This is a genomic window from Marinomonas sp. THO17 (assembly GCF_040436405.1).
In the GTDB taxonomy this organism is placed as follows: domain Bacteria; phylum Pseudomonadota; class Gammaproteobacteria; order Pseudomonadales; family Marinomonadaceae; genus Marinomonas.
Map to the genome: position 1 here is coordinate 232037 of NZ_AP031575.1, position 16411 is coordinate 248447.

A 16411-nucleotide genomic window follows, 5' to 3' on the forward strand; every position below is an offset into this window, starting at 1 on the left:
ATTGTGATATTGGTTTGGAGGAGAGCAGAGCTATTGAATGGCGTCCAGTAGTACTGTGGGTTGGGTATTTGATGATGAGTGAAAGTAATCGCCTTTGATCCCATACACCTTCTCAAGGTTTTGTCTTTGTAGTACGTTTTTCGCATTGCCTTGTGCTATCACCTTACCATGATTGAGTAAGATTAATTGGTCTGCAAAATTGGCGGCAAGTGATAGATCGTGAATGACAGCCAAAACGCCAATGTTTCTCTGGGTAAGGGTTTTTGCAATAGATAGGACATGGTGCTGATGAAAAATATCTAGGCTAGATGTGGGTTCATCTAAGAGTAGATAGCGCGGGGTATCTTGCTGATAAGGAAACCAAAGTTGCGCCAGTACACGAGCCAATTGTGTACGTTGTTTTTCTCCTCCAGACAGGGTTAAAAAATTTTGTTCACTCAAATGCGCTATCGACATGTAATTCATAACGTCTTTGATTATTTTTGCTTTGTCTTGTCGAGAGATAAGATGTTCGAACGCATAACATCCCATGGCAACTATCTCATACACAGAAAAACTAAAGCCCATGTCATATGACTGAGTCATGACCGCTCTGATTTGAGCAAGTTGCACTGCTGAATAGTGATTGATGCTTTTACCATTTAAATAAACCTGATCTGTTACCTTCTCAAAATCACCACAACAGGCTTTTAATAATGTGGATTTTCCCGCGCCATTCGGTCCAATTAAAATGGTCAATTGATTAGACTTAGCTGTTAATTGAACATTACTTAGGCAAGGTTTGCCGTTAAATGAAATTGATAAGTCATGTGTACTAATTGACATGATGGATACCCTAAAATGAGTTAATGCAAGCGTTGAGTTTGTTTGTACAGCACATAAAGAAAAAATGGGCCGCCTAAAGCGCTGGTGACTAAGCCAATAGGGACTTCCGCTGGACTAATGGCAAGCCTTGCAATGATATCTGTGAGGGTTAAAAAACTGCCTCCTAATAACATGCTAGTCGGCAGTAAATACTTGTGATCTGGGCCAATTAAAATGCGCACAAGATGAGGAATGACAAAGCCAACAAAGCCGATCATACCGCTAATAGAAACGGCTGCACCAATTGCTATGGCGGTAAAAAAAAACACGTGTTTCTTGAGCTGAGCAACCTGAACCCCAAGGTGCTGAGCTTGAGCTTCGCCTAAAAGGTAAAGGTTGAGAGGTTTCGCGAGGCGGCTTAGACCTATTAAGCTAATAGCAATCAAGAGTATGACAGGTAAAGTAAGGGACCAGTTATTCCCTCCAAGATTGCCCATGGTCCAAAAGGTTAATTCCCGTAATTCTTCGTCCGTACTGATAAGGGTCAGGATGCCGATAAAAGAACCGACAATCGCATTCACGGCAATGCCAGCCAATAATAGGGTGATGATGGTAAATTGGCCCTGTCTGTTACTGAGTTTATAGATAATGCCACACACTCCAAGGCAACCTAACATAGCGCCTATTGGCAGAGCATAAGAGCCAAAATAGGACATTGCATGTGGAAAGAGGCTATTTCCTAAGACAATAATGACCACAGCACCGAAGGCCCCACCTCCTGCCACTCCTATTAAGCCCGGATCGGCTAAAGGATTGCGAAACAAAGCTTGCATGGCGGCACCGCACATGCCTAGTGCTGCTCCAACGGCCATCGCCAGCAAGGTACGAGGTAAGCGAATTTCTAATAAAACATGGGTGCTCAATGTGTAATCTTGTGAGACTTTGTGCATTAAGTCTTGAAATATTTGGCTAAAAGACAAGGGCATAGCACCGATTGTGATGGACAAAATGGCGCTCATTAAAAGTAAGCCAAGGGTAAATGGCTTGGCCATAAATTGCTTTTTACTGCGTTCAGCGCTCAGCGTTAACATGTCCATCATGAGCCATGCCCAGTATTGCTCTGCTGGTTGTCATAACGAAACTGATAACCTGGTGGCAGGGGAAACGAATCATGTATCATGGTGCCCAGCTCAACAATGGCTTGTGGCGTCCTTGGTCCAAAGCCCAATAAATAGCCGCCATCAATACTGTATACGGCGTTATTTTTAACTGCATTGGTGTATTTGAAGTGGGCCAGTTTCGCCACTGCATCTAGGGGGGCGTCTGGGCGATTCATGACCACAATCACATCTGGATTGAGATCAAGGGCTGCTTCGGGAGAAAGTTTTACCCAACCTTTTTCATTTTTCAGGGCGTTGTCACCGCCAGCGGCCGTTATCGTTGTGTGAGCGGAAGTATGATTACCCGCTGCAATAGGGGAGCCATTTTGTAGAGTGAGCAGAAAGAGTACTTTAGGCTTTACGTCGGAGATTTCTTGTTGCTTGTTATTAGCGTATTCGAGGGCATCAATGTCGAGCTGAATTTCCTGAATTAACTGCTCAGCTTTGTCTTGGGCTTGCACCAGTTTACCCACTTCACGAATTTTCTTTTTGATGGCGGGAATGGAGCCGTCTTCTTCTATGATAACGGTTTTAAGACCTACTGCCCTTACTTGTTCTAATGCTTTGCTTGGACCAGTATCATTTTCGCCAATTAATAAGTCTGGGTTTAAGGACAACAAACCTTCAACGGAAATGTTTCTAACATAACCTAATAATGGATGTTTTTTGTCTGCAGCTTGGTATGTGCTGGTGGAGTCAACAGCGATGATTTTATCTTGTTCTCCTAACCTATATAGGATTTCTGTTATGGAACCTCCAGCAACGGCAATACGTTCAGCAGCATATAGGGGAGAGGTTATCATCAGAGTGAGTAATAGACGGAATAGGTAAGCGGATAAAGGCTTCATAAAGTTTCCCCAAATATTTTAAATTTTCTGTAAATGATAATTACTTGCAATTGAAAGTCAATTCTATATTTCCTATCAGCTCTATTTGAGTTGAGTTTCCCTGTGTCTTACTTAGAATGAGCCGATTCAAAAAAAGGATAAAATTAATGAGACATCAATATCATCCATTAGGTTTTGAAGGATCTCGTATCGCTCAAGGTTTTTGGCGTTTACAAGATTGGGGTTGGTCTGACCAAGAGACATTGGCGTTTATTGAGCAATGTTTGCATCTCGGTGTGACCACTTTTGATCATGCGGATATTTACGGTGATTATCGGTGCGAGGAGTTATTTGGCAAAGCGTTAATGCGCAAGCCAATACTTCGTGACAAAATAGAGATTGTTACTAAATGCAGTATTTTATTGCCCTCAGAGCAGCGTCCTGAGATAAAAGTGCACCGTTATGATTATCGTAGTGAGCATATTTTGTCCAGTGTGGATAGATCATTAGACAATCTGCAATGTGAATACATTGATACATTGTTGCTGCATCGTCCTAGCCCTTTGATGGATGCTGATGAAGTGGCACAAGCTTTTGATCACTTGTTTACCTTGGGTAAGGTGAAACATTTTGGTGTGTCGAATTTCACGCCTCAGCAATTTGACTTGTTGCAATCGCGAATGGATGCTCCTTTGATTGTTAATCAGCTTGAACTATCGCCTCTTGCATTGCAGCATTTTGAGGATGGTAGTTTGGATCATGCGCAGCAGCATGCGGTTACGCCAATGGCTTGGTCACCTTTTTCTGGTGGTGATTTATTTGGCGCTCAAACTGAGCAAGCATTGCGAGTACGTAACCTGCTCAATGAAATGGCGGAAGATTTGGCAGCTTCAGTTGATCAGCTTGTGGTGGCTTGGTTGTTACGACATCCTGCTGGCATTTGTCCTGTTATGGGCTCAGGTAAAATAGAGAGATTACAAAGTGCGGTTGAAGCACTTCAAATTGATTTGAGTGATGATGACTGGTTTCGTATCTGGATTGCTTCTCAGGGGCAGCCTGTCCCATAACCCTATTATTTGTTGTAACCTCTTATTTAAAGCCGCTCAGAGCGGCTTTTTTCGTACTCTGTGTTTTCCTTTGTATGGCTTGGTTGAAAAAGCGTAGCGTTTCGTAATCACCTAGAGGAATGACGATTTACTTTACATATACTCTGAAGAACTAAGCCATACTCGGAGTATTGCATGAAGCACATTATTTTTTCCCTTTTGCCATTCTTTCTGGCGTTGTCTGTCTCTACCAGTATTCAAGCTGAGACCCTTGCACAACCTAAAGGCAAAGTTATTTTGACGGTGTCTGGTAAAATTACCCATACCAATCTAGGTGATACCGCCCAATTTGATCGAGAGATGTTAATAAACCTTGGTTTTTTTGATCTGGATACCGTAACGCCTTGGACGGAAGGTTCAAATCTGTATCAGGGGCCTATGCTCAGTGCTGTGTTAAAAGCCGTTGGAGCGCAGGGTAAAACACTAAAAGTATCTGCGCTGAACGATTACAGTGCCAGAATGCCTGCTGAGGATGCCATTAAATACGATGTTCTATTGGCTATGGATCTGAATGGCAAGCCAATGTCTGTCCGAGATAAAGGTCCCTTGTTCATCCTATATCCTTTTAGTGATATGCCCGAGTTAAACAACGAAGTCATTCATAACCGTTCTGTATGGCAAATTAAGTCTATTGTTGTTGAATAGGTGATGTATGAGCTTGTTGTCTTCAATTAATCCTCTAAAAATGTTCACTAAGAAACCATCGCCCATTCTAATCTTCGTCAGTGCCGCGGTGATTTTTATGGCTGCGGCTATGGGCATTTTTTATGAGCTGGTAGAACGACAAAAAGTCATTATGTCCGCAGTGGAAGAAGACGCATTATGGGCCTCTTATCAGCTTGATAGAGAAGCGCTTAGGCTAAGAAATTCTTTAACGCTTTATAAGGATGTGTCTAATGAGTCACGTTTAGAAGAGGCAAGAAACCGCTTTAATATTTTATATAGTCGACTGAACGTCATTAAGTTTGGTCAACTACGAGAAATGTTTTTAAGACAGCCCAATTCGGCAGAAGTTATCGAGATTGTGACTAAAAAATTAGACAAGATGGATGCCTTGTTATTTGCCGACACGAATCCAGTAGATATTGATACTTTGTTAACGGACAGCAATCAAATTTTGTCTACCACGGAAACTATTGTGTTGGATACCTTGGCCATTCGGTCTGCTGAAAAGGTCGAACGACGAGCTGTGTCTTATGATTTGTTTATCAAATTAGCTGGCTTGATTGCCTTGTTAACCATCACTGTGATGGTCATTATTTACTTACTGTTCAGGCAGTTACATCTTGCAAGAGAGTCGTATCGGAAATCCGTGAAGTTAACCCATGAGTTAGAAACGGCGGTTCAGGTTGCGGAAGACGCCTTAAAAGTGAAGTCCGATTTTATGGCCACCATGAGTCATGAAATTCGAACTCCGATGAATGCTATTATAGGCTTTAGCTATTTATTGTTAGAGGAAAATTTAGAAGAAAAAGTCAAAGAAAAGGTGGCAAACATAAAAACTTCAGCCGACGGACTGCTTCATATTATTAATAGCATTTTGGAATTTTCGAAATTGGAGTCTGATCATGTTGAATTGGAAGAGACAAAATTTAGTTTGGATCAGGTTTTGCAGTATGCCTATCAGGTGAATGTGGAATCTGCTCGTGAACATAACATACATTTTAGTGTGAATCGTGATTTCTCAATTCAAGATCAACTGTTGGGAGATCAAACCAGACTGCAGCAAATCTTCGTTAACCTTATCGGCAATGCTATTAAGTTTACTCATGAGGGAAGAGTAGACGTTAGGGTTGATTTGCAAGATAGCAAGACTTTAAGCATTGAAATACAAGATACTGGCGTTGGAATTGCCAATGGCGTGGATGTCTTTGAAGTATTTAAACAAGCGGATAGCAGTACCACTCGAATGTATGGTGGAACAGGGTTGGGACTCAGTATTACACGTCAGTTAGTGGAATTGTTGGGTGGTGAAATAGGTTATCAAAGCCAAGTTGGTAAAGGCACTCGATTTTGGGTGAATCTACCTTATCGCCCCGTGAATAAAGCTTCAACGAGGAACAAATTGTGGTTAATTGCAGAAGATAAATACTTAGTAAACTTTTTACATGAGGCTAGGTTTAAAGGAGCAAGCCTCTTATCTACGGAAGAGTGTGAGTATTTATTAGCTGACAATGATTGGAATTCGGAAAAAAATCATGTGCTGGTCAGCTACACTTATTATAGTCAGTTGCAAAGTCAGTCTCCGTTTTTATATCGGGCTCTACAGGACAAAGCCGCGATCTATTGTAAGAAAGACCTGCCTAAAGAGGGAGCAGCCTATTCCATTTTGGTCACGCCGAAAGAAGTGAGTGAGTTACGAAGTAAGAATAAGGCTATGTTGTTTGGCAAAGCGCAACATACACTGCAAGACTCTTTGAATGGGTTGCAACGCTTTGCAGTAACTAATAAGCGTATTTTGTTGGCGGAAGACAACCTTGTGAACGCCAATATAGTCAAAGCCATATATGAAAAAATTGGTATCCAAGTAGATTGGGTGGACGATGGTAAAAAGGCCTTAGATAAGGTGTTAGCTGAACATTATGACCTAGTATTGATGGACATTAGAATGCCCGTTATGGATGGCTATGAAGCAACGCAAGCCATAAGGCAAGCTCTTGCTGATAATGCACCGAAGATACTGTGTCTGACGGCCGATGTGGTGAAAGTGGATGAGGAACAAGGAAAGCAACAACTTTTCGACGATGTCATGTATAAACCACTAGATCATCAGCTGCTAATAAAAAAGACCATGGCAATTTTGGCAACGGCGACACAAGCTGATTCAGCGTCGTCGAGTGCTGAATTGGATCAACAGCAGGTTTGTTTGGCAATGGATGAGATTGAACAACTGCTTGCGGCGGGTGATGTGCTATCGGAGTCGAAAGTAAAACAACTGATTCGTCAGTTGTATCGTAAAGAACAAGTAGAGGCTTTGGAAAAAGTACTGAAATACATAAGTGAATACGATTTCCGAGATGCGATGAAAGGGCTGAAAGAATTTAGAAGAGTCTATTTCTCATGAGTTTGTACGGACGAGAGCCAATAGATATGACGATGGATAATACAGCACAAAACACCAGTATGAAAAGAGTACTCATTGTTGATGATGTACCAAGAAATATCGATTTGCTCAGAGAAATTTTGTCTGAGCACTATCAAGTACAGGTGGCCAAAAGTGGTCGTGCTGCTTTGGATATCATTGCTCATAAGACGCCGGACATTATTTTATTAGATGTGATGATGCCTGAAATGAATGGCTTTGAGGTGTGTGAAATTATCAAATCTAATCCTGAAACGGCAGATATTCCGGTGATCTTTTTAACTGCAGTAACAGATGTGGAGAACGAGATTAAAGGGTTTGAAGTGGGTTGCGTGGATTTTATTACCAAACCCATCACACCTATTACCACTTTATCACGGGTGGAAACACATCTGAGATTGGCTGAAAACGACCAACGTAACAAATCGCTTATTGCTTCAAGGACTCAAGAGTTAGATGATGCTTTGGAATCCGCTGTTTCTATGCTAGGTGAAATGGGGCATCTCAACGATACCGATACAGGTATTCATATGTGGCGGATGGCGGACTACAGCGCGGCTTTAGCAAAGGCGGCGGGTTGGGATGAGGAGCGAGTTGAATTATTACGTCTAGCTGCACCCATGCACGATACGGGAAAGGTTGCCATTCCACACTCGATTTTGAAATCTCCTAATAAGTTGAGTGAAGACGAATGGAAGATTATGAAATCCCATACCCAAATAGGCCATAAAATTCTCAGTAAAAGTGAAGCACCTTTGTTTCAGTTAGCTGCCGAAGCGGCACTGGGACACCATGAAAAGTGGGATGGCAGTGGTTATCCTTATGGTTTAATGGGTGAAAAGATTCCCGAGTCAGCACGCATCGTTGCCATGGCGGATGTGTTTGATGCGTTAACTATGGAGCGTTCTTACAAGAAAAGCTGGAGTATTGAAGAAGCACTAGAACATATTGAGTCTTCCGCAGGTGGCCATTTTGACCCAAGATTGGTTACTTTGTTTTTATCCATTAAAGATGAATTAAAAAATATTCAAGAGAAGTGGCGAAAAAAAGAGCAGGAATTGGTTCAAAAATAAAGTCTGAAATACAGAAAGCGGGAATGATTTGAATCATTGCCGCTTTCTATTATTGTGATGCTTTAGCTCAAGCTGCACCACAGCATTTTTTGAACTTTTTTCCAGAACCGCAAGAACAGGGATCATTGCGGCCAATTTTCATTTCTGCATTATTGACTAAAGGTGTGTTCTTAGCGACATCATGTTCACCTGAAATATAAAACCATTGATTTTTTACTTTCTTGAATAAGGAGCGCTCGCTCAAGCGGCCAATGTGTTTGCCTTCTTTAAAATGTGCAGAAAAAGCCACCATGCCTGTTTTGTCTTTTTCTAGGCCGTCTTCAGTGGCTGTGATTTCTAGCTTGATCCAGTGGGTATTCTGATTGCTATCACGAATCACCTTGGCGGATTGTTTAGGGTCTTCTTTTAGTTTCTGTGTGTTGGCAATATAGTCAAAATCACCAATAGCAAACGCGCTATAGCGAGAGCGCATTAATATCTCTGCTGTGGGTGCTGTGCCAGGGTTGTTATGGTACATACCACAACATATTTCGTAAGGATTGCCCGTTCCACAAGGACAATTCACAGGGATTGGCATAGATCGACTCCTCTCATCGCCAAAAACTTTCGAAGATGCGTATAATACGGTTTTTCTTTAATGGCTAACAGGAATTATTTGTGACCGCATCGGGCCCAACGTCATTTTTTTGGTTTGATTTTGAAACAACAGGAACGGACCCAGCTAGAGATCGTCCTATGCAATTCGCCGGCATTCGTACTGATCTTAATTTTAATCCTATTGGTGAGCCTGTCATGTTGTATTGCCGCTTGGCAGAAGATGTCTTGCCTCATCCAGAAGCTTGTTTGTTGACGGGCATCAGTCCACAAGATGCGAATCGCGAGGGATTGTGTGAAGCGGAATTCATGCAAGCCGTCGAAGCGGAATTAGCCTTACCGGGAACCTGTGCTCTGGGTTATAACAGCATACGTTTTGACGATGAAGTAGTGCGCTATGGTTTTTACCGTAATTTTATTGATCCTTATGCTCGGGAATGGCAAAACAATTGTTCTCGATGGGATATAATTGATTTAGTGCGCATGACTTACGCGATGCGACCGGATGGTATTGTTTGGCCGAAAAAAGAAGACGGTCAAGTATCGATGAAATTGGAAGATTTGACCAAGGCAAATAATATTGCCCACGAGCAAGCTCACGACGCTTTGTCTGATGTTTATGGCACTATTGAAATTGCTAAATTGATTTATAACAAACAACCAAGATTGTTTGATTACTACTTTAAAATGCGTCAAAAGCATGAACTGCAACAGTTTATTGATCCGGTAAGAATGAAACCTTTTTTACATATCTCAGGAATGTTTGGTCAGGCCAAACATTACTCTGCTTTTGTGGTGCCAATTGCCCCTCATCCTACGAATAAAAATGGGGTGATTGTTTGGGATTTGATGGTGGACGCGCAACCCTTGCTTGAGCTTTCAGTCGAAGACATTCGTCATCGCGTTTTTACACGTCAAGAAGCGTTAGGGGAATTGGCAAGATTACCATTAAAAGTGATTCATTTTAATCGTTCTCCAGCGGTTGCCCCGGCGACTTTTTTGAAAGACGAAGTGCTAGTAAATCGTCTAGGTTTGGATGGTGAAGTTTGTCGTAACAACCTTGCCAAAATTAAACAGCATAATGGCTTAGCTGCGAAAGTAACTGAGGTATTCTTAGAAGAAGAAAGACCCATTGATAAAGATACGGATTTGATGTTGTATTCTGGTGGTTTCTTCTCACGTGAAGACAAAGCGCGAATGGAAACCATACGCAGCACACCAGCGCATGCTTTATCAGAGCTAAGTATGTCGTTTGATGACCGTCGCTTACCTGAAATGTTGATGCGCTACATTGGGCGTAATTACCCTGAGCAGCTAAACGATCAACAGCGAGTGGAATGGGAAGAATATCGTCAACTACGTTTACTTGAAAAAGACGGTGGTGGCTCTATCAATATGGAGCAGTATTTTGCCCGCCTGAATGAGTTAGCGCACGATGCTGAATTACCCAGTAGTCAACAGATTATGCTGCAGGATTTGGCCGATTATGCACAAAGTATTTACCCAATGGCAATGTAAGGACAGACAATGAGTGAACAACATAAAGGTACGCAATGGTTAGTTGGCTTTGCCGCTTTCATCATTATTATTGCGGGTTTAAAAGCTGCATCACAGATTGTGGTGCCTTTTATGTTGGCGGTTTTTATTGCCATCATTTGTGCTCCCGCTATGTCTAGCTTGCGGCGTCGTAAAGTGCCAACTTGGCTGGCCATTATTTTAGTGGTTATGCTCATTTTAGTTGGCTTGGGTTCGGTGGCCTTGTTAGTAGGGGCGTCACTGGATAGTTTCTCAAGTCAACTACCAAATTATAAGCAAAGGTTTGCCGAAGAAATGTCTGGGTTGATAGCTTTGCTGAACGATCTGGGTTTGCATATTTCCTACGATCAAGTGAAAGGCTATATTGATCCATCCTCTTTAATGCAAATGGTCGCCAATGCTTTACGTGGTTTGGGCAGCGCCTTAACCAATTTGATACTGGTGGTGATGATTGTGATCTTCATTTTGTTTGAGGCGGTAGAATTGCCTCACAAATTATCCTTGGCCTTGACTGATGCGTCTCAATCCATGGGGCGGTTCGAAACCTTCATTAACTCGGTTAATCGTTATTTGGTGATTAAAACCTTAGTGAGTATCTTGACCGGTGTATTGATCACCACTTGGTTATGGGTATTGGGTGTTGATTTTCCAATATTGTGGGGTGTTTGTGCTTTTTTGTTGAACTTTGTGCCAAACATTGGTTCTATTATCGCTGCCATTCCCGCGGTATTACTGGCTTTTGTTCAGCTCGGTGGTTTGTCGGCAGGGTTAACAGCACTGGGTTTTGTGGTGGTCAACTTGATCGTCGGTAATGTGATTGAACCCAGATACATGGGGCGTGGCCTTGGTTTATCGACCTTAGTGGTCTTCCTATCCTTACTCTTGTGGGGTTGGGTTTTTGGTCCAGTAGGCATGTTGTTGTCTATACCATTAACCATTATTCTTAAATTGGCCTTTGAAGCTAATCCTAAAATGCGTTGGTTGGCGATCATGTTGGATTCGGATAAAGGCGCTTCAGAAGCTGAAAAATAAGCAATTTTGTTGAGTATTAGTGCCAAACTTGGTAGCTTATTTTAGATTACTTGTATATAATGCCGCACTTAGATTTTCCTCTAGAGAAATCCCAGAGAAGTTTCGTTGAGGCATGTAAATTGTTACAGGCCTTACTCCCACCAAAAGAAAGGTACACATTTACATGTCTGATGCTGATATTCAGCCTACATTTGATTCGTTGGGCTTAATTGCCCCTGTTCTAAAAGCGGTTGCTGACCTAGGTTATGAGCAACCCTCTGCTATCCAAGCGCAAAGTATTCCATATCTGTTAGAAGGTCACGACCTTTTGGGGCAAGCGCAAACGGGTACAGGTAAGACGGCAGCGTTTGCATTGCCGCTCTTGTCTCGCATTGACGTGACAGATAAAACGACACAATTACTTGTATTGGCTCCAACTCGTGAACTTGCTATTCAGGTATCTGAAGCATTTCAAAGTTACGCTCGTAACATTCCAGATTTCCACGTATTGCCCATTTATGGCGGTATGTCTTACGACACACAATTGCGTCAATTACGCCGTGGTGTGCAAGTCGTTGTGGGTACACCGGGTCGAGTGATGGATCATATTCGTCGCAGAACCCTCAAATTAGAAACCCTAAAAGCACTTGTGTTGGATGAAGCCGACGAAATGTTGCGCATGGGCTTCATTGATGACGTTGAGTGGATTCTTGAGCAAACGCCTCAAGATCGTCAAATCGCTTTGTTCTCGGCAACCATGCCGTCGGTGATTCGTCAGGTGGCTAAGCGCCACTTAAACAATCCAAAAGAAGTGAAAATTGCGACCAAAACCTCAACCGCTACGACCATTACGCAAAAATATTGGCAAGTAAGTGGTCTTCATAAGCTAGACGCCTTGACCCGTATTCTGGAAATGAATGAACACGATGGCATGATCATCTTCGTTCGTACCAAAGCGGCAACGGTTGAGTTAGCTGAGAAGCTGACTGCTCGTGGTCATGCTTGTGAAGCCTTAAACGGTGACATTAGTCAGAATCTTCGTGAGCGTACCGTTGAGCGTATTAAGAAAGGTCAAATTGATATTCTTGTCGCGACTGACGTGGTAGCCCGTGGTTTGGACGTTGAGCGTGTCAGTCATGTGGTAAACTACGATATCCCATACGACACGGAATCCTACGTACACCGTATCGGCCGTACTGGTCGTGCTGGTCGAACCGGTACCGCGATCTTGTTTGTAGCGCATCGTGAACGTCGTATGTTGCAAGCCATTGAGCGTGCCACTCGTCAACCCATTGAAAAAATGAACTTGCCGACTGCGTCTGACATTAATGAGCAGCGAGTAGGTCGATTTAAGCAACGTATCACTGATACATTGGATAATGAAGATCTTGATTTCTTCCTTGAATTGGTACAAAGCTACCAGAAAGAGAATGAAGTGGATCCGTTAAAAATGGCGGCGGCCTTAGCGCACATGGCACAAGGTAAAACGCCTTTGTTGTTATCTGAAATGGAAGTGCGTCAAGAACGCCGTGAGCGCCGTGAACGTGATGATAGAGCGCCTCGTGAGCGTAAAGTGCGCCCAGTAACAGCAGACGCTATGCCGTTGAAAGACGATCCGGGTATGCCAATGACGCGTTACGTTGTCCAAGTTGGTTACAATGCTGGCGTTAAGCCTGGCAACATAGTAGGTGCCATTGCTAATGAAGCGTCCATTGAAAGCCGTTACATTGGTCATATTGAAATTTATGAAGATTTTGCCACAGTGGATCTACCCTCTAGCCTGAGTTCTGGCGTAATGGGTAAATTAGGCAAGATGCGTATTTGCGGTCAACGTACTGATATTGCTAAGCTTGAAAACGCTGAGGAATTAAACAAACGTGCAGCCTCTCCAGCGGGGCGCCGTCGTGGCGGTGAGCGCCGTGGCTATGGTGATCGCCGCCGTTCAAATGGCGGTGGGCGTGATCGTGGTGAGCGTCGTTCACGCGCACCACGCAAAGACAGTTGATATTGATTTAAAAAAGCCGCTCTTTAGCGGCTTTTTTGTGAATATTTGTTGTAAAAAATGAGTCGAAATGAAAGCTTTTAAAAATATAATAATGAGAAAAAAATACGAAGTATCACCTTTAATTGTATATTGTATTGTTTTTTTGGTTTTTCTTGTTGGATTTAGCTTAACTAGATTACTTTTCTGGATTTATCTGTCGGATTATTTTGTATTATCAGATAATGAAAATATTCTATGGGCTTTTATTCATGGTGTTAGGTTTGATGCATCTTTAATTGCGATACTAAACGCCCCCTTGTTAATTTACCTATTTTTCTCTATCTGGTTTAGTCGAATAGAAAAATTTAATATAAATGTTATTTATTATTACTGCTTTTTAGTGACTCTGCCAGCTTTAATTATAAACATAATAGATATTGCTTACTTTCCGTATAGTGGTAAGAGAAGTGGTCCAGAAGTATTTTCAATGCTCAATGACTTATCTACTCAGTGTCCCGAAGTGATTTATACTTATTGGGTTTATGTGCTTTTTTCGTTTATAGCTATTATACTGTACTACTTTGTTTTTAGAATAGTTAAAAGGCGTATTGATAGCTATTCTTTAAATAGTATCGCTTTAATTTTTCTCTTATTTTTATGTTTTTATTTTATTGTAATTGCAGGAAGAGGTGGGACTCAATCAAAACCGATTAGAACATTGACGGCATATAGTTTTCCAGAATCTAAGTTAGGTGCTTTAGTCTTAAACACACCTTTTTCTTTATTAAAAGAAGAAATAGGAGGGTTGAAGCGATTAGATTATTTTCATGATGGTGAAATTAAATCGTTTCTGAATCCTGCAGTAGAAATAAATCATGATTTTGGAATTGAAAAGGATAATATTGTAATTTTAATATTGGAAAGTTTTGGCCTAGAGTATTTTGGCCCCCCATATGGACTAAAATCTTATGTGCCCTTTCTACAAAAACTGGCGAGTAAAGGAATGTTCTTTCCAAACGGCATTGCAAACGGTCGACGTTCTATAGAAGCTGTACCATCAATTTTAGCAGGTATACCTTCGTTAATGTCTGAAGCTTTTATACGCTCACCATATCAGTCAAATGAGATATATGGAATTGGTAACATTTTAAAGCCCTATGGTTATGAGTCTGCTTTTTTTCATGGTGCAAAAAATGGCAGTATGTATTTTGATGATACAACTTATAGGTTGGGTTTTGATCATTATTATGGAAAAAATGAATTTCCTGATCAGTCTAAATTTGATGGTCAATGGGGTATATTTGATGAGCCTTTTTTACAATTCACAGTTGATAAAATAGATACAATGCCAAGACCTTTTTTAGCTGGTATTTTTACAATCAGCTCACACCCTCCTTATACTCTACCAGAAGAATATAGTGATCAGTTCAAGAGTGCAGAAATTCCAATGCATAGGGTGATTCAATACTCTGATCATGCTATTAAGAAGTTTTTTGAATACGCTAAAACAAAAGATTGGTTTGAAGATACTTTATTTATAATTTCTGCAGATCATACATCTGATAATTATGATAGAAGATTTGCATCTTCACTAGGACGGCATCAAATTCCAATAATACTTTATCAAGCAGCTAATAAGATCTCAGTGGGCGTCAGAAGAAGTATAGCTCAGCAAGTTGATATTCCGGCGACCATTCTTGATTACTTGAATTTGCCAGAAGAGAAGAAGTTGTTGCCATTTGGTCGTTCATTATTGTCGAATGATTTTTCATCAGATGCGATTTTACATGAGGAAGGTGCTTACTGGTTACTAACTCAAAATGAATATGTAAAAATGTCGCAGGCAGATGGAAGCATAAGTCATGGTGAGTTACCCGATACATTTCAGAAGGATAAACTTGATTCCTTTGATTCTAAGCTAATTGAAAATCGTTTGAAGGCGTATTTACAAATTTATAATAACGGTTTGATAGATAATGAATTATATAGATATTCACGTTAAGGGCAGAAGATGAACGAAATTACCATCATTAAACCGGACGATTGGCATTTACATTTTCGTGATGACGACATGTTGTTGGAGACAGTTCCAGCGACAGCACGCTGCTTTTCTCGTGCGATCGTTATGCCGAATTTAGTGCCACCGGTAGTGAATGCAGACATGGCGACGCGTTATAAGAAGCGTATTCTGGCAGCTCGTCCTCAAGGCAATGAGTTTATGCCATTAATGACTTTATATTTAACGGATAAAACCAGTGTGGAAGACATCAAAGCGGCGAAAGCGGCAGGTGTTGTTGCAGTAAAAATGTATCCAGCTGGTGCAACCACTAACTCAGATTCAGGAGTGACGTCTGTTGAGTCACGTTACCCTATTTTTGAGGCCATGGCTGAACATAATATCTTGCTGTTGGTGCATGGTGAAGTTACCCACAGTCATATTGATATCTTTGATCGTGAAAAAGCATTTATTGATCAGCACATGACAAAAATTGTCGAGAGCGTGCCGAATCTAAAAGTGGTGTTCGAGCACATTACAACGAAAGAGGCGGCTGATTTTGTACTTTCTGCCCGTGATGGTGTTGCGGCCACTATTACGCCACAACATTTAATGATGAATCGCAATGATATGCTGGTGGGCGGTATACGTCCGCATAACTACTGTCTGCCTGTACTTAAACGCTCAACTCACCAAGAAGCTTTGCGGCAAGTGGTGGCGTCCGGTTCCAAGCGTTTTTTCCTTGGTACGGATTCTGCGCCTCATGCTCGTAATAAAAAAGAAAATGCCTGTGGTTGTGCCGGTTGTTACAGTGCTTGGTCAGCCTTGGAGCTTTACACTCAAGTATTTGAAGAGCTGGAGGCGTTAGATAAGTTAGAAGGCTTTGCTAGCTTGCATGGCCCAGATTTCTATGGTCTTCCACACAACACAGAAACCGTTACTTTAATCAAAGAAGAGTGGCAAGTGCCAGACAGTATTAACTTGGCGAATGGGGAGCCAATTGTGCCTTTCTATTCTGGCCAAGAAGTGTCTTGGAAGCTAAAAGCTTAAGGGACAGTTTAAAGTTTGTGAAATACACAAAGCCGAATTCAATAATGGGTTCGGTTTTTTTATTGATGTAATAGATAAAGAAAGCATGGTGCGGATGGAGAGACTCGAACTCTCACGCCGTGAAGCACTGGAACCTAAATCCAGCGTGTCTACCAATTCCACCACATCCGCATCTTGTGTAGGAAGCA

The 16411-nt window shown here is 41.7% G+C and carries 13 protein-coding genes and 1 tRNA gene; 9 read left to right on the plus strand and 5 right to left on the minus strand.

What is annotated here, in order from left to right; all coding sequences use genetic code 11:
* Window positions 1-30: 30 nt before the first annotated feature.
* Genes ABXS85_RS01045 through ABXS85_RS01055 form a run of 3 tightly spaced genes read right to left on the minus strand, consistent with a single transcriptional unit; the run spans window position 31 to window position 2812 of the window.
* The gene (locus ABXS85_RS01045) at window positions 31-825 is read right to left on the minus strand and encodes a heme ABC transporter ATP-binding protein (protein WP_353668196.1); all 795 of its coding nucleotides are present in this window, start codon (window positions 823-825) and stop codon (window positions 31-33) included.
* 20 nt (window positions 826-845) lie between these two features.
* Window positions 846-1904: an iron ABC transporter permease gene (locus ABXS85_RS01050; protein WP_353668197.1), complete on the minus strand. Its 1059-nt coding sequence runs from the start codon at window positions 1902-1904 to the stop codon at window positions 846-848.
* A complete protein-coding gene (locus tag ABXS85_RS01055; RefSeq protein ID WP_353668198.1) occupies window positions 1901-2812 on the minus strand; it encodes an ABC transporter substrate-binding protein in 912 nt (303 codons plus the stop codon). The genes ABXS85_RS01050 and ABXS85_RS01055 overlap by 4 nt, the downstream gene beginning before the upstream one ends.
* Before the next feature lie 146 nt (window positions 2813-2958).
* Between ABXS85_RS01055 and ABXS85_RS01060 the strand changes: the two genes are divergently transcribed.
* The 4 genes from ABXS85_RS01060 to ABXS85_RS01075 all read left to right on the plus strand — a co-directional run bounded on the left by ABXS85_RS01060 (window position 2959) and on the right by ABXS85_RS01075 (window position 8052).
* Window positions 2959-3858 carry an aldo/keto reductase gene (locus tag ABXS85_RS01060; protein WP_353668199.1) on the plus strand — a complete coding sequence of 300 codons (900 nt, stop codon included), beginning with the start codon at window positions 2959-2961 and terminating at the stop codon, window positions 3856-3858.
* A 174-nt stretch (window positions 3859-4032) separates the two neighbouring features.
* Window positions 4033-4542, plus strand: coding sequence for a molybdopterin-dependent oxidoreductase (locus ABXS85_RS01065; protein WP_353668200.1), 510 nt, complete (start codon window positions 4033-4035; stop codon window positions 4540-4542).
* A 7-nt stretch (window positions 4543-4549) separates the two neighbouring features.
* Window positions 4550-6961: an ATP-binding protein gene (locus ABXS85_RS01070; protein ID WP_353668201.1), complete on the plus strand. Its 2412-nt coding sequence runs from the start codon at window positions 4550-4552 to the stop codon at window positions 6959-6961.
* Window positions 6958-8052: an HD domain-containing phosphohydrolase gene (locus ABXS85_RS01075; protein WP_353668202.1), complete on the plus strand. Its 1095-nt coding sequence runs from the start codon at window positions 6958-6960 to the stop codon at window positions 8050-8052. The genes ABXS85_RS01070 and ABXS85_RS01075 overlap by 4 nt, the downstream gene beginning before the upstream one ends.
* A gap of 67 nt (window positions 8053-8119) precedes the next feature.
* On the opposite strand, the gene ABXS85_RS01080 is transcribed toward ABXS85_RS01075, so the two are convergent.
* A complete protein-coding gene (locus ABXS85_RS01080) occupies window positions 8120-8629 on the minus strand; it encodes a YchJ family protein (RefSeq protein ID WP_353668203.1) in 510 nt (169 codons plus the stop codon).
* Between the two features lie 80 nt (window positions 8630-8709).
* Here ABXS85_RS01080 and sbcB point away from each other — a divergent pair, with 80 nt between their 5' ends.
* The 5 genes from sbcB (at window position 8710) to pyrC (ending at window position 16223) form a co-directional block, all read left to right on the plus strand.
* Complete coding sequence (gene sbcB / locus ABXS85_RS01085) at window positions 8710-10164, plus strand: exodeoxyribonuclease I (RefSeq protein ID WP_353668204.1); 1455 nt, start codon at window positions 8710-8712, stop codon at window positions 10162-10164.
* Window positions 10165-10173: 9 nt separating this feature from the next.
* Entirely contained in the window at window positions 10174-11214 is a 1041-nt protein-coding gene (locus ABXS85_RS01090; RefSeq protein ID WP_353668205.1) for an AI-2E family transporter, read from the plus strand.
* A gap of 163 nt (window positions 11215-11377) precedes the next feature.
* On the plus strand, window positions 11378-13198 hold the full coding sequence (locus ABXS85_RS01095) for a DEAD/DEAH box helicase (protein WP_353668206.1): 1821 nt from the start codon (window positions 11378-11380) through the stop codon (window positions 13196-13198).
* A gap of 67 nt (window positions 13199-13265) precedes the next feature.
* Complete coding sequence (locus tag ABXS85_RS01100) at window positions 13266-15179, plus strand: sulfatase-like hydrolase/transferase (protein ID WP_353668207.1); 1914 nt, start codon at window positions 13266-13268, stop codon at window positions 15177-15179.
* A gap of 9 nt (window positions 15180-15188) precedes the next feature.
* On the plus strand, window positions 15189-16223 hold the full coding sequence (gene pyrC / locus ABXS85_RS01105) for a dihydroorotase (protein WP_353668208.1): 1035 nt from the start codon (window positions 15189-15191) through the stop codon (window positions 16221-16223).
* Between the two features lie 86 nt (window positions 16224-16309).
* On the opposite strand, the gene ABXS85_RS01110 is transcribed toward pyrC, so the two are convergent.
* Window positions 16310-16394, minus strand: a tRNA-Leu gene (locus tag ABXS85_RS01110).
* Between the last annotated feature and the right edge of the window lie 17 nt (window positions 16395-16411).

Coding starts and splice junctions, on each gene's coding strand:
- ABXS85_RS01080 (WP_353668203.1), bottom strand. CDS start 8,629: ATGCCAATCCCTGTGAATTGTCCTTGTGGAACGGGCAATCCTTACGAA.
- ABXS85_RS01055 (WP_353668198.1), bottom strand. CDS start 2,812: ATGAAGCCTTTATCCGCTTACCTATTCCGTCTATTACTCACTCTGATG.
- ABXS85_RS01065 (WP_353668200.1), top strand. CDS start 4,033: ATGAAGCACATTATTTTTTCCCTTTTGCCATTCTTTCTGGCGTTGTCT.
- ABXS85_RS01045 (WP_353668196.1), bottom strand. CDS start 825: ATGTCAATTAGTACACATGACTTATCAATTTCATTTAACGGCAAACCT.
- ABXS85_RS01090 (WP_353668205.1), top strand. CDS start 10,174: ATGAGTGAACAACATAAAGGTACGCAATGGTTAGTTGGCTTTGCCGCT.
- ABXS85_RS01060 (WP_353668199.1), top strand. CDS start 2,959: ATGAGACATCAATATCATCCATTAGGTTTTGAAGGATCTCGTATCGCT.
- ABXS85_RS01050 (WP_353668197.1), bottom strand. CDS start 1,904: ATGATGGACATGTTAACGCTGAGCGCTGAACGCAGTAAAAAGCAATTT.
- ABXS85_RS01100 (WP_353668207.1), top strand. CDS start 13,266: ATGAAAGCTTTTAAAAATATAATAATGAGAAAAAAATACGAAGTATCA.
- ABXS85_RS01095 (WP_353668206.1), top strand. CDS start 11,378: ATGTCTGATGCTGATATTCAGCCTACATTTGATTCGTTGGGCTTAATT.
- pyrC (WP_353668208.1), top strand. CDS start 15,189: ATGAACGAAATTACCATCATTAAACCGGACGATTGGCATTTACATTTT.
- ABXS85_RS01075 (WP_353668202.1), top strand. CDS start 6,958: ATGAGTTTGTACGGACGAGAGCCAATAGATATGACGATGGATAATACA.
- ABXS85_RS01070 (WP_353668201.1), top strand. CDS start 4,550: ATGAGCTTGTTGTCTTCAATTAATCCTCTAAAAATGTTCACTAAGAAA.